This is a genomic window from Chitinimonas sp. JJ19 (assembly GCF_036961565.1).
In the GTDB taxonomy this organism is placed as follows: Bacteria; Pseudomonadota; Gammaproteobacteria; order Burkholderiales; family Chitinimonadaceae; genus Chitinimonas.
In genome coordinates this window covers 22,087-35,784 of sequence record NZ_JBAMDD010000009.1, presented here as the reverse complement: position 1 = coordinate 35,784, position 13,698 = coordinate 22,087, and the positions used below count along the sequence as shown (strand labels likewise).

At 61.8% G+C, this 13,698-nt stretch carries 12 protein-coding genes; 7 read left to right on the top strand and 5 right to left on the bottom strand.

Annotation, left to right across the window (positions count from 1 at the left end; all coding sequences use genetic code 11):
* The first annotated feature begins 9 nt into the window (after positions 1-9).
* A complete protein-coding gene (locus V7714_RS12570; protein WP_335710040.1) occupies positions 10-303 on the top strand; it encodes a hypothetical protein in 294 nt (97 codons plus the stop codon).
* 89 nt (positions 304-392) lie between these two features.
* On the opposite strand, the gene V7714_RS12565 is transcribed toward V7714_RS12570, so the two are convergent.
* Both V7714_RS12565 and V7714_RS12560 read right to left on the bottom strand, forming a co-directional pair.
* Entirely contained in the window at positions 393-1,784 is a 1,392-nt protein-coding gene (locus tag V7714_RS12565; protein ID WP_335710039.1) for a heavy metal sensor histidine kinase, read from the bottom strand.
* Entirely contained in the window at positions 1,781-2,452 is a 672-nt protein-coding gene (locus tag V7714_RS12560; protein ID WP_335710038.1) for a heavy metal response regulator transcription factor, read from the bottom strand. The genes V7714_RS12565 and V7714_RS12560 overlap by 4 nt, the downstream gene beginning before the upstream one ends.
* 135 nt (positions 2,453-2,587) lie before the next feature.
* On the opposite strand from V7714_RS12560, the gene V7714_RS12555 reads away from it, so the two are divergent.
* The 6 genes from V7714_RS12555 (at position 2,588) to V7714_RS12530 (ending at position 7,253) form a co-directional block, all read left to right on the top strand.
* Positions 2,588-2,905, top strand: a complete 318-nt coding sequence (locus V7714_RS12555; protein ID WP_335710037.1) for a hypothetical protein — start codon at positions 2,588-2,590, stop codon at positions 2,903-2,905.
* On the top strand, positions 2,902-4,329 hold the full coding sequence (locus V7714_RS12550; protein WP_335710036.1) for a TolC family protein: 1,428 nt from the start codon (positions 2,902-2,904) through the stop codon (positions 4,327-4,329). The genes V7714_RS12555 and V7714_RS12550 overlap by 4 nt, the downstream gene beginning before the upstream one ends.
* Positions 4,330-4,343: 14 nt before the next feature.
* The gene (locus tag V7714_RS12545; protein WP_335710035.1) at positions 4,344-5,714 is read left to right on the top strand and encodes a multicopper oxidase family protein; all 1,371 of its coding nucleotides are present in this window, start codon (positions 4,344-4,346) and stop codon (positions 5,712-5,714) included.
* 23 nt (positions 5,715-5,737) lie between these two features.
* Positions 5,738-6,244, top strand: a complete 507-nt coding sequence (locus V7714_RS12540; RefSeq protein WP_335710034.1) for a cupredoxin domain-containing protein — start codon at positions 5,738-5,740, stop codon at positions 6,242-6,244.
* A gap of 51 nt (positions 6,245-6,295) precedes the next feature.
* The gene (locus tag V7714_RS12535) at positions 6,296-6,634 is read left to right on the top strand and encodes a copper-binding protein (RefSeq protein ID WP_335710033.1); all 339 of its coding nucleotides are present in this window, start codon (positions 6,296-6,298) and stop codon (positions 6,632-6,634) included.
* 184 nt (positions 6,635-6,818) lie between these two features.
* Entirely contained in the window at positions 6,819-7,253 is a 435-nt protein-coding gene (locus V7714_RS12530; protein WP_335710032.1) for a hypothetical protein, read from the top strand.
* On the opposite strand, the gene V7714_RS12525 is transcribed toward V7714_RS12530, so the two are convergent.
* The 3 genes from V7714_RS12525 to V7714_RS12515 form a co-directional block, all read right to left on the bottom strand.
* The gene (locus tag V7714_RS12525; protein WP_335710031.1) at positions 7,250-8,431 is read right to left on the bottom strand and encodes a GNAT family N-acetyltransferase; all 1,182 of its coding nucleotides are present in this window, start codon (positions 8,429-8,431) and stop codon (positions 7,250-7,252) included. The two genes, V7714_RS12530 and V7714_RS12525, sit on opposite strands and share 4 nt — an antisense overlap.
* Before the next feature lie 136 nt (positions 8,432-8,567).
* Positions 8,568-9,725 carry a type VI secretion system protein TssA gene (tssA, locus tag V7714_RS12520; RefSeq protein ID WP_335710030.1) on the bottom strand — a complete coding sequence of 386 codons (1,158 nt, stop codon included), beginning with the start codon at positions 9,723-9,725 and terminating at the stop codon, positions 8,568-8,570.
* A gap of 5 nt (positions 9,726-9,730) precedes the next feature.
* Positions 9,731-13,696, bottom strand: a complete 3,966-nt coding sequence (locus tag V7714_RS12515) for a type VI secretion system protein (protein WP_335710029.1) — start codon at positions 13,694-13,696, stop codon at positions 9,731-9,733.
* Between the last annotated feature and the right edge of the window lie 2 nt (positions 13,697-13,698).

The window sequence follows — 13,698 nt, the reverse complement described above, 5'->3', positions numbered from 1 at the left end:
GAAGCAAGTATGCAATTAGCACGTTGGATAGGGCTGTTCGCCATCATAGGCAGCCTGGGTGGTTGCGCTGTCATCAGCGTGGCCGGCACAGCAGTGAGCCTCGCCGCTACTGCGGTGGAAGTGACAGCCGACGTAGCCATCGCGACCGGCAAGGGCGTGGTGAAAGCTGGTAGCTGGGCGGTAGAGGCAGCCAGCAAGGACAAGGCAGCCGAAGAGGCAGCCGCCAAAGCCGCTGCAGATGAAGCTGCGGCCAAGGCTGCCGCCGAGCGCGGTAATGTGCAGGTCAAGCCTTTGCAGCAGTGAGTCTGGTACTCAACGGAGATGCACCCCAGAGTCAGGATATAAGGATCGCTCGCTGGCAGCGTACCTGCCTCGCCGCCTTGCTGACGGCGTCAAGCGGCATAGGCGGGAAAACGCAAGCAAACCCCAATATGCCCTGATGCGCTGCTGATCGTCATCTCGCCCTGGTGCAGGCGGATGATGGAATCCACGATAGCCAGTCCCAGGCCCACGCCGTCAGTGTCGCGGCTGCGGGCATCATCGCCCCTGGCAAAGCGGGTGACCAGGTGCTGCAGTTCGTTGGGGGGGATAGGCGGGCCGGGATTGGACACCGTAACGCTGGCCCCACTGGCGCTGGCCTCCAGCGTAATACTGATGGCGGCCTCAAGCGGGGCGTAGCGCACCGCATTGGACAGGAGATTGGTCAGGGCCCGGCGTACCATCAGGCGGTCGCCCCACACTGTGGCCGCGCCCGTTACCGTGATGGTCTGGTGGCGCTCGGAGGCGGCCAGCTCGAAAAACTCGGCAAGGCTGTCGGCCTCTGCACGCAGATCCAACGCCTGGCGCTGCAAGGTCAGCATGCCGCGGTCTGCGCGTGCCAGAAACAGCATGTCCAGCACCATGCGCTGCATCCGTTCCAGTTCTTCCAGATTGGAGAGTAGCGCTTCGTGGTAGCTATCTGCGTCGCGTGGGCGGCTTAGGGTGACCTGGGTCTGCAGCATCAGGTTGTTCAGCGGGGTGCGCAGCTCGTGGGCAATGTCGGCGGAGAACTGCTCCAGGCTGCGAAAGCTTTCATGCAGCCGTGCCAACATGCGGTTCAGGCTTTCGACTACGCCACGCACCTCGCCCGGTGCCCGCTCCACATCCAACGGCGCACCCAGTTGTTCGGCCGTAAGCAGTTCGGCCTGTGCTGCCAGCTGGTGTAGCGGCGCCAGACCTCGGCGGGCCACAAAATAGGCCAGCAGGCCGCTGAAAAGGGTGCCGAGTACGACGACCAGCAAGGCCACCAGTCTGTGCGAGTGCAATATGCGTTGTGATTCGGTCACTTCGACGGCCACATAGGCGTCAAGGCTGGCCGGTTGGGGGGTAGCCCAATGATGGGTGATGCGCCGCACCCACCAGCGCGTCCCGCTCTCTTCCAAGGTGACGATGCGCCCCTCAGGAGGGAGTGCCGCACCTTGTATCGCCCGGCGCACCAAGGGCTGCGGCGGCAGTAGCCAGATAGAGCCCGAGCGTAGCCCTATGCTGAGATGGGGGTGCCCCACAGTAATTTCGCGCAGCTTGCCGACATGCTCGGCCAGGGCATCAGCGCGGGGGATGGCAGCCAGCTGATGCTGTACGACTTCGGTCTTGCCATTGATCTCGGCGGTATCGCGCTCATCCAGCTGCATACCCAGGGCGTGGTACAGGGTGTAGCCCACCAGGGCCATGATGATGGCGGAACCAGCCGAAAACAGGCTTACCAGCCGCAAGGCCAGGCTGGCTCGACCTGGCAGGGCCATCATGGCCGTTGTTCCATGACGTAGCCAAAGCCCCGCACGGTATGCAGCAATGGCGTATCGAACGGTTCATCTATCTTGGCCCGCAGCCGCCGTATGGCGACTTCGACCACATTGGTGTCGCTATCGAAGTTCATGTCCCAGACCTGCTCGGCAATCAGGGTGCGTGACAGCACTTCGCCCTTGCGCCGCATAAAGAGCAGCAGCAGGGCATACTCCTTGGCGGTCAGGTCTATGCGCTGTCCGCTGCGTTCCACCCGCCGCCGCAACAGGTGTACTTCCAGATCGGCCAAGGACAGCACCTCCAGCTCCTGCTGCTTGCCTCGCCGTAGCTGCACATGCACGCGTGCCAGCAGCTCAGAGAAGGCGAAGGGCTTGATCAGGTAGTCGTCTGCGCCGAGCTCCAGCCCCTTTACCCGGTCTTCCACCCGATCTCGGGCTGTCAGAAACAGCACCGGCATGGTCTGCGCTGGGCGTAGCCGCCGCAGTACCTCCCAGCCATCCAGCCCCGGCAGGCCAACATCGAGTATCACCAGGTCGTAGTCGATGCTGGCGGTTTGGTGGATGACATCCAGCCCATTCCTGACCCAATCCACCAACAGACCATTCTCACCTAGCCCTTTGACCAGGTATTCGCCAGCATGTATCTCATCCTCAGCCAGTAAAATACGCATAGCGCCCTCCATCCAGGCTCACATCCTAAGCGGGCGAGGTTGTCGGCGTCGAACATTACAAATTTGTAATCAGAATGTCAGCTTGATGACGAGCGGCGCCACCTAAAGTAAGTGGCAACTCAGCAGGAGGTATAGATGCGGTCGCATATTGGATTATTGGCACTTGTCGGCATGGCGGCCCTGGGTAGCGCTGCGGCAGAGCCTGGGCCTGCGGCGGTATATCAGTCGGCCTTTGATGCCTACGCCCCCTGGCAGGCCCAGTTGCCACGACCGCAATGGCAGGCAGCCAACAAGGAGATGGCCGCGCTGGGCGGGCATGCCGGGCATGCCAAGGCGCAGGTAGAGCAGGCAGGTATGAAGCATCACCATGCGCACCACGGCAAGAAGATGAGCGATGTGCAGCAGCCTGAATCCGCAAAGGCCGAGCACCAGCACGCAGGAGGCAAGCAATGAGGCTTGCTGGTGTGGCGCGGCATGCCCGAGCCCGGCAGGGCTTGGCCGCGGTGATGGTGGCGTTGCTGGCAGGCTGCGCATCCGTCTCGCCCGATGGTGCCATTGCTGATGTGAAGCAATGGGTGGGTGGGGGGCACGCGGGCGCACTGAAGCCGGTGGTGAGCGAAGCCGATGAACGCGATCGGACCAGGGCTGTCGATGCATTGCTGTCCAAGCCCTTGGGGGCCGACGATGCGGTGCGGCTGGCCATGCTCAACAACCGGTCGGTGCAGGCCAAGCTGGCCGAGATAGGCGTGGCCCAAGCCGAGCTGGCGCAGGCTTCGCGCCTGGAGAACCCCACACTCAGCTTCGGCAAGCTGCGTAGCGGCGATGAGGTTGAATACGAACGGGCCTTCCGCATCGATATCCTGGGGGTGTTGTTCATTCCGTGGCGTACGGCAATCGAGACACGCAAGGTGGAGCAGGAAAAACTGCGTGTGGCAGGCGACATCACCCGTATCGCACTGGATACCCGCAAGGCCTGGGTCAATGCCGTGGCGGCAGAGCAATCGGCCCGCTATATGGCGGATGTGAACGAGGCCGCTGAGGCCAGTGCCACCCTGGCCAAGCGCATGGCCGCAGTGGGCAATTTCAGCAAGCTGGCCTATGCCCGAGAGCAGGCCTATTACGCAGAAACCATCGCACAACTGGCCCGTGCCAGACAGGCGGCGATAGAGGCAAGGGAGCGACTGGTACGCTTGTCCGGCCTGGCAGGTCAGGATGCCATGCGGCTGACCTTGCCCGAGCGCCTGCCCGATCTGCCGGCCAAGCCGCGCGAATTCGATACGGCTGCCCAGACTGCTGTGCAGCACCGGTTGGACATCCAGATGGCCAAGCATGAAGTCAGCGGACTGGCGAGCGCACTGGGGTTGACTCGATCCACGGGTTTCGTCAATGCACTGGAAACCTCCTATTTGCGCAACAGCACCAATGACGGGCATCGCAGCAGAGGGTACGAACTGGAGCTGCAACTGCCGCTGTTCGACTGGAGCGGCGCCAAGGTGGCGCGGGCCGAGGCCAGCTACCGTATTGCCTTCAACCGGGCAGCTGAAGTTGGGATCAACGCCGAATCGGAGTTGCGTACCAGCTATCTGGGCTATCGCAGTGCCTATGACCTGGCCAAGCACTACCGCGATGAAATCGTGCCGTTGCGTAAATCCATTTCCGAGGAAAACCTGCTGCGCTACAACGGCATGCTGATAGGTGTATTCGAGTTGCTGGCCGACGCGCGCGAACAGGTTGGCAGCGTGAACGCCTATATGGAGGCATTGCGCGCCTTCTGGGAGGCTGACGCCAACCTGGAGTTGGCGGCGACCGCCGGCGGCCCAACGCAGCAGCAAGCCGAAGGCCCGGTAGGGATGCCGCCGGCCAGTGGTGGACACTAGTTTAGGAAGCACAGATGAGCAATCGCAGACAGTTTCTGCAACAAGCCGCCGCAGGTCTGGTTGGAGCGGCCACCGTATCGCGCGTGGGGGCAGCCAGCCTGCCAGAGGCAGCCAGCCAGGACAGTGCAGTCATGCAGCCGCCGCTGCATCCACCGAACGGGCGGCCCTATAACCCGGTTGTGACACTCAACGGCTGGACGCTGCCATGGCGCATGCGCGACGGCTGGAAGGAGTTTCACCTGGTGGCCGAACCGGTAGTGCGGGAGATTGCCCCCGGCATGAAGGCCAATCTGTGGGGTTACAACGGCCAAAGCCCTGGGCCCACCATAGAGTGCGTGGAGGGCGACAAGGTGCGGATTTTTGTTACCAACCGCCTGCCTGAACATACCACGGTGCATTGGCACGGCATTCTGCTGCCCAATGGCATGGATGGTGTGGGGGGGCTGAATCAACCGCAGATCAAGCCTGGCAAGACCTTTGTATATGAGTTCAAGATGATCAAGTCGGGCACCTTCATGTACCACCCGCATGCGGACGAAATGACGCAGATGGCCATGGGCATGATGGGGTCGCTGGTTGTCCACCCACGTAACCCCAAGTTCATGGCGGTAGACCGTGATTTTGTGTTCTTGCTGAATGCCTACGATATAGACCCTGGCAGCTACACGCCCAGGATCAATACCATGACTGACTTCAATCTGTGGACCTGGAACAGCCGCGCCTTCCCCGGCATCGACTCACTGGTGGCACGGACCCACGACAGAGTGCGCATCCGGGTGGGTAATCTGACCATGACCAACCACCCCATCCATCTGCATGGCGTGGACTTTGAGGTGACTTGCACTGATGGCGGCTGGGTACCCAAATCTGCACGCTGGCCGGAAGTGACCACCGATGTGGCGGTAGGACAGATGCGTGCCATCGAGTTCGTGGCCAATCGGCCTGGCGATTGGGCGTTCCACTGCCATAAATCCCACCACACCATGAATGCCATGGGTCATGACGTACCCACCATGATAGGGGTGGATCATCGCGGGCTGGTCGACAAGATCAACAAGCTGGTGCCTGAGTATATGGTCATGGGCGAGCGCGGTATGGCGGACATGGGTGAAATGGAAATGGCGCTGCCCGACAACACCCTGCCCATGATGACTGGCATGGGCCAGTTCGGCCCCATCGAGATGGGCGGCATGTTTACGACTTTCAAGGTCAGGGACGACATCAAGCCTGGCGACTACAAGGACCCTGGCCCCTACAAGTATCCTGCCGGCTCGGTGGCTTACGAGTGGACAGGAGAGCTGGCTGAACCCACGCGCGCCAAGGCGCCCGCTGCCGACAGCAAGACACTTCAGGTGATCAAACCCAACGGCCACAGCGGCCATTGATTCAACCGCACTAGGGACGATACATGCGTAACTCATTACCCCTGCTTACCTTGGCGCTGGCCTCGCTCCTCGCCGCCGGCCCATCCTGGGCACATGGCGGAGCCGCCACCGCGCAAGCCGATAAACACGGCATTTCGGCCGACCAGGAGGCGTTTGGCCGCCAGGGCGACCCCAAAAAGGTGAGCCGCACCATCGATATCAGCATGCACGACAACATGCGATACAACCAGAGCAAGATCACGGTGCGCCAAGGCGAGACGCTGCGTATCGTGCTGCTCAACAAGGGCAAGATCATGCACGAGCTGGTACTGGGTACCGAGCAGAAGCTGAAGGAACACGCTGAAGTCATGAAGAAGTTCCCCAATATGGAGCATGACTCGCCCTATATGGCGCACGTGCCGCCCAGCAAGCAACAGGAAATCATCTGGGAGTTCAACAAGCCAGGCGAATTCATGTTTGGCTGCCTGATCCCCGGCCACTTTGAAGCTGGCATGGTGGGGCGTATCACCGTCTTGCCGGCCAAGCCCTGACACAATCGCCGCCAGCTTCTGGCAACCCCTGTACCCTCGGAAGGAACTCCTATGTTTAAGCAAGCACTCCACCTGTGCCTGGTCGCGACAGCTGCCCTGGCGGCCCCGTTAAGCGCGAGCGCAGAGACCCCGGCGCCTGCCGCCGCAGAACATGCAGGCCATCATGAGCAGCTGACCGAAGGCGAAATCAAGAAGATTGATGCCGACCAGAAGAAGATCACCATCAAGCATGGCGAAATCAAGAATCTGGAGATGCCACCCATGACCATGGTGTTCCGGGTGAAGGACGCCGCTTTTCTTGACCAGGTAAAGCCCGGCGATAAGGTGCGTTTTAAAGTGGAAAAGCTGCAGGACGGCTACACCATCACGGCGATACAGACAGCAAGCTGAAAGCGATTGCTCAATGGCGGACGTCAGGCGGCGCCAGGCGATCAAGGATGTCGGTGCCTGTGGCTGTGGTTTGCTATGCTGGTACGTGATACGCAGCATGTACTGCCTGCTACGGCCTGTTGGCTGCAGCAGCCTATTCACTGCTTAGTGTTTAGCCCACCCAGTTGCATCACGGAGCATGGTCATGTCTCTTCCATTTCACCTCGGCTTGCGGCATCGCCGGCATATGGTCAGCCTGATACGGTCTGACAGCGGTAGCCGCGTGAGCGACGTACTGGGCGTAGCCTACCCGCAGGACATGAATCCAAGGCTGCGGATACTGGAGCAATGGGGCATGTCGCAGGCCTCGCCACGGCGTGCCATGCAAGCGACGGTGGATATTCCCCTGCCGCGCCGCCATCAGGTTGCGCTGACTTCCCAGCTGAATCCCGACATCCAGTCCAGCCTGCGTGGCGGCTTTACCGGGCAGCCCATAGGTAGATTGGAGACCATGCCAGGGGTAAAGGCGCGCATGCACCTGGGGAGCGAGCGCAGTCCACTCGATAGTGGCTTGCCACCAGGGCGCGGTGGGCAGATGGCGGCGGCGCCGATCAAGAAGACAGGCAGGGGCGCAAGCTAGTAGCATGTCGTGGCCTCGCTTTGCGCCAGGGGCGGGTTTGCGCCGGCCAACTCTGCCAGCAGCAGTGGTGCATCCAGTTGGGCGCATAGCGTCATCAAGGCTGCCAGGTCTGCATCGGGCTCTACTGCTGCGCCATCCAGGTGCAGGCAGGAGAACTGCAACGCCGCATCAGCATCGCGTAGCGGTGGCACGGCTAGCGCACCAAAGCCCAGCCTATTCAGCACACGCACGGAGCGCTTGTTACTCGGAAGTACCGAGGTAAACAGGGTTTGCATGCCCATGGCCCGGGCTTGAGTGGTAAGCAGTGTGGTAGCGGGCAAGGCATGGCCCTGGCCTTGATAGTCCACGCCCAGCCAGTAGTGGATGAAAGCCTGCGTCCCGACTGCGGCCAAGCTGACAACCCCGATAAAGCCATAGTGCAGATGCATGACCGCGTAATTGTGCCGGCCCACCTCCACCGTTTGCTCGATCAGCCAGGCATGCACTGCCGCTTCATCCACCAGCTCTGGCAGATCGGTGGCTTGCGCGATATGCGGGTCGCGGTACTGCCAGGCCATTGCTGCGGCGTGCGCCTCATTCAGGCTCTCCAGTCTCAGCATGGGGCCGCTGCGCACCTGGGCGGCCAATGCCTGCTGCTGGCGCAGGCGTGGGCCAATGCGGGTCTGCAGGCGCCGAGCGTCCGCATGCAAGGGGGCGTTGGCTAGCACCCGGCTCACATACGCCATGGCCTCCGGCAGCCGCCCGGTGGCGGCTTCACATCGTGCCAGCCACAGCCAGCAATCGGCAGGATCCCGGCTCGCCGCGCGCAGGACATATTGCGCATCGCGCACTAGCCCCCATAGCTCCAGCGCCCAGCCAAAATGGGCAAACTTGCTTGCCAGATCGGCATCTGCCACTTGGGCAGCCTGCCAGCACTGCTGCAGGGCATGGCGCCATGCCAGCCAGAGCGCCTCCGGCCAAGTCTGGATACGCTGTGGCAAGTCATCGGGCATGGCGGCAAACACGGCTTGGTGATACCCGGCTGCGGCCATCAGTTCGGGAAACGCCGTTGGCGCCAGGGTTGCAGAGGTCCACTTCACCTGACGGCACAGCGCGGCAACGGGCGAAGCACCGTAGGACTTGGTTGCACAAGGCGCGAGCTTGAAAGCCGGGTGGCGGGTCTTGGCATGTGCGTCCATTTGCTCGTCCTGTTCGCCTGCTATGGACTCAAGTCATTGCGGTGGACTCAAGTCATTGCGGGGTGATGATGGCCAGTGTAGGCAGCAGGGTAGCCTGAAACTGTAGGCTCCCCCTGATTGCGCTCATAGCAAGCGCCTACTTCTGCTCAGGGTCTAGCCCTAGCAGCTCGAATACATTCAATTGCCCGCCAAATTTCATGAATACCTCGTGGTAGAGCTCAGCGGTATTCATATTGCCCCATTCCACAGCGCGCAGTATCAGGTAGGGCACCGGGCTGTGCGGTTCGCGTGCAGCCAGATAGTCGGCAATCACGGCCAGCCGGTGATAGGCATCCGCACGGCTGCGGATAGGGCCATCACCATTGCCTCCCTCATCTTCACCACCATCGTCCTCGCCGCCACCGTCACTGCCGCCGCCACCACTCGGGCTGATTGTGGCAACGGCTTCCCGCTTTTCTTCCTTGCCACGGGGCGCACTAAGGCGCACGCCCCGCTTGTAGAGTTCACCGGCGATCAAGGCCTGTATCTGCTCCAGCAGGCCGGCCAGGCCGTTAAGGCTGGGTGCCTCTTCGCCCCAAAGCTGGGTCAGTGTGGCGGCAAAGGATTCCAGCGCCTCCAGCGAATCGGCCAGCAGGCGATAGCAGGCGGTGTGCGACTCGGTAGAGGTTGCCGACAGCGCCGATTGGAATTCCTGCAGGGTCGTGCCTTCGATCTCCTGCTGGCCATGACGGCCATGCATGGCGCGCAGCTGCTCATTGCGCTTGGCCTGTTCAAAGTCCGCCCAGCCGTAGTCGCGGGCATTACGGTTGGCATTGGTCAAAGGCAGCAGGCGTATCTGGGGCAATAGCTTTTCATTGACCCAGCGCAGGATATTGGCCCGATACTCCTGGTCACCTTCGTCTATGCGGGGGTACAGCGCCTCCCAATAGCGCTCGCATAGTGACTGCATCAGCAGGACACATGCTGGTATGGCCTCAAAACCTACCTTGGCAATCTGTGCTTCCAGCAGCCAGGCAGCCAGTTGCAGATCCTTGGTCTTGCTGACCAGCGCATGGGCGGCGATATCACTGACCTTGTCCCAGTCTGCCTGCTTCAGCTCATACGCCCAGGCGCCCAGCGGCACACTGGCGTCATCTTCGCGGCGGGCCTCCTTGATGGCACTGTAGACACCATTGCCGCGTACCGATTTCCCGGTAGGTTTATCCGGTTCGATGGGTAGCAGCAGCTCTTCCAGGGGTATGCCCAGCCTGTCCTGGAAAAACTGCTTGGCCTTCTGCGTAAGTTCGGGGCGCATAGGGGTCACCAGTAGAAGGGGGCGGCCCGTGGCCAGTCGCGCGGCAGCAGCAAGGGCTGCGCGGCCTGGGTCTTGGGGTCGATACTATTGAGCGTCAGCGCCAGGAACACCCGAGCATGGCTACGGGCAGCCGGATTGGCGCTATCGGCAAGGGGCACATTGAACTGCAGCAACCAGCGGCTGGGGTCCAGTGGGTCGGTGCTGGGCAAAGCCACCGGCTGATGTGCCTCGATAAAGCGCAGCAAGCCCCAGTTGCCAGCGGCAGCAAAGCTGGCCACGCTGCCATCCACCCTCAAGGTGGATTGCGTGGTATCCACCACCGGCCGCCAAGCTGATTGCTTTGCCCAGTTCAGGTCCAGCACGATGGCTTCGCCAAACGGCCAATCCAGGTCGCGTGTACTCCCTGGGTATTCGGCCAGGGCGCTGCCTGTGCTCAGATGCCAACTGATCAATTGCTCAGCCCCCAGGGTCTGGCGTGACAGGGCGCGGAAACCGACACCCAGCCTGACCGGCTTGCTGCCTTCAGTGGTGCCCAGTGTAGGCCGCAGGAAGTCAGCCACGGTATCCAGCCTATCCAGGAAGCGCCGTATATCGTTCCAGCGGCTGTGCTTAAGGCCGGCAATGGCCTTGTCCAGCCCATCACGCTCCGCATCGTAGTCGCGGAAGAACGCACGGACGGTGTTCAGGTCCGCGTCGCGGGCATCGCTGTCGGCAAAGGGGTAGCGGCCTATCAGCTCGCGATTGAAACGATTGGCCAGCTTGCGGTAGCGCATATAGGCATCGGCTTCGCGTCTGTCCTGGCAGCGCCACAGGCTTTGGGCCGAGAGCATGCGGTAGCGCTGGCTGTAGAGATCGTACCCCTCTGCCGCCTTGCCGGCTTGCGCCAGGCTGGTGCTACAGGTCTCATAGTCCAGCGTTGCCAACGTCTTGCTGAACAGCGTCTCCAGCGCGCCCAATGAGCTGCCGGGCTCCTTGAAATCCCGATAGCGCTTGAGCTCGGTAATGGTGTTACGCCAATAGCCCTGGCTGGCGCCATTGGCCGTACCCAGGCTGCCGCCACGGTCCAGCAGGCTGACAAAGGGGGCCGCATAGTCGGCCAGCACGGCACTGCGCTCCCTTTGCTGCACCAGGTATTCCTTGACCTGGCCGCTATCGCCAAACAGATAGACAGGGTGCGTCCCTCCGGCCATTTCACCGACAGCGGACTCAGGCTGGTAGAGCTTGCTGTTCTCGGCCAGTGCATCCACCCGTAACAGCATGTCACCAGCGTATTCACGCAGGCAGCGGCTGAAGGGTTCGGCACCGCCGGCACCATTGACCTGCTGCAACTGGGTGAGCAACTTGTTCAGGGCATCAAGCTGCTTGCCAAAACTGGCACTCTGGCTGGCCATCTGTGATTCCTGGTCTGCCTGGCCGGCTGCGTGCCAGTCCAACGGCTTTTTCTGGGCATCGCTGAGCGTGGCATTGAGCACCAATTGCAGCTGTCGCCGCGCCAGGCGATCAAACAGGGGGCGGTCGCCATCTTCGTTGACGCTTTGTGCGGTGGCGAAGCTCTGGTACTCGCGCAGGTAGTTGGCGGCCTGCCCCAGCTGCTCCTGGCGCCAGCCCGCCTGGGCAAACTGGCAGCTCAGGTTCTGGCGGCCTTCATGGGGCATGAAGCTAAGCTTGCGCAAAGCCACAAAGCCGGTTAATTCGGGCGCCAGTGCCGGGTTTAGCGTGTAGTCCTCCCCAGCCGGCACGAACACTGCACCGTAGGGTGGCAACGTCAAGGCCTTCATCTTGGCCAGGGCAGGCTCGGTGCAGTGGGTAGGGCTGAAGTGGGCATCGGCATCCGCGAGGTGCATGGGATAGCCGTGGCGCTGGTACAGGGGCTGGAGGCGCTCGGCCAATCGATTGCCGGTATTCACGCAGGGGTTGCCACCGCGTGGATTGCCCAGCCAGTTCGACCGCATCCAGCCCAGCCAGTCCTGCAAGGCCACCAGATGCTCCATCACGGCAGCCTGGCCGGCGGTGTTGTTGTCGGTGCCGAGCATCTGCACCAGGCGCTCGCCCAGGTCTATACGCTCCAGCAGCTCCTTGCGCAAGCCGTCGGACTGCAGATCAATCTGGCGCGCAATGCCTTCTTTCATCTGGCTGGGCAGGGCCAAGGGTGTCTTGTAGTGCAAGCGTGCAAGCGAATCGTAATACAGGCTGTTGAGGCCGTTGCGTTGCATGGGTGGCGGCGTGCCATAGGCGTAATGGCTCAGTTGCTCAAACAACTGCACCTGCCGCAGCTTGGCCTCATCGCCGCCAGGCAAAGCCAGCTCACGGAAGGCATCCAGATTGCGTTCCAGCTCAATCACACTGGCGACATAGCCGTCCAGATCGGCATTGGCTGCGGCAACGCTGCTGCTGGTGATCAGATTGTCCACCCGCCGCTTTCCCTGAAACCCAGTCAGATCCTGGGCCCGTTGCTCCAGCTTGCAGGCAATACTGGGCATCACCACATCTTGGAAGGCTTTCTGCGATAGCCACTTGCTGGCATCGTCCACCATGCGTGTATCGACCCAGGAGGCGGGAATAGCGGCAAAGCCGAGGTCGGCCTTGAGGCTGCCCACGGCCTTGAGTACGCCATAGACTTCAGACTGCCCAAGGCAGCGGCCCTTGCGTACGCTCTGCTCGCTGACGGTGTGGACCATGTCAAACGCGTTGCCCAGGCTGGTAGTCTGCTGCCGCAGTTGCACACTGCTCCAGGCTAGCGCGGCAAACAGGCCGCACACAATGGCAAGCCCGCCAAACTGGACCCGACGTATCAGGTTGTTGCGCGACCAGATACTTTGCCTGACAGGCCGTGCCAGGCCGGATTCCGCCAGTATCTTTTGCGTAAACAGGTTCTCCACGAAATCAATCTGGGTGTTGACGCCACTGGGTGTTGCGCCATCTGCTGCCAGGCTGCCGCTGAAGTAAACGCCACGGAAGTAAAAACCGGCATGGTAGGTGCTGGGTTTCAGCACAGTCTCCAGTAAGGCGCCCAGTGGTACGGACAGCCTGCCGAAGCGCTGCGGAAACAGGAAAAAGTCGTCTGCGTCGGCAATCTGGTCGCGCCCGGCGGCCGCTTCGATCTGCACCTGCCGCAGGTTATTGATCTGCTCGGTAAACAGCTGCTTCAGCAGCCCGGGTATGTCCTCGTAGTCGGTCAGCGAGGGGTTGGACCAGCCCCATATCTCCTTGCGCCTTGCGACGGGTTGCGCCGACCAGAATGCCCGATAGCCGGCAATGGCGTCGCACTGGGTCAACACCACATACACCGGCAAGACGAACTCAAATCGCTTCTGCAACTGCCAGAGCTGCCGGTAGCATGATTCAGCCAGATCCTGCAGGGTTGTCGTGTCGGCGCGCAACAGGGTGGCCGCCGAGAGGGTGAGGACAACACCGTCAACCGGGCGCTCCGGACGGCGGCTATCGATGGCATCCAGCACCTTGAGCCAGCGTTTACCTTCGCTGCTGTCAGGCTCCGCCGCAGGTAGCAACCCGTTGGGGTCGACTACGGCGCCGCCGCTGCAGAAATGCCATTGGGTATCGGTCACCGGCAGCTTCTGTTCGCGCAACAGAACCGCCTCGCGCTGGCCATCCTGCAAAGATGCAACCAGACTGGACTTGCCTGCACCTTGTTCGCCCAGCAGTAGCACCCAGGGGCTACGGTAGCGCCATTCCCGCCGGGTACTGAGATAGCGCAGCGCCCCCAGCATCACATCTGCCCAGTGCTGGGGAGACAGGCTGGCAGCAGGTGCTGGCTTGGCTGGGGTACTGGCTGCCGCAGCTGGCGCGGCAGCGGCGGGCTTGGCTACGGCGGGGCGGCGACTACGCAGCAGCAGCCATACCAGCAGCACCAGGATGATGGCACCGCAACCAAGGCCCAGCAAAACCGGCAGGCTCCAAGTCTCCGCGTGAGGCTGGTAAGGAATAGACCCCAGATTCAGGCTCTTTGCCATAA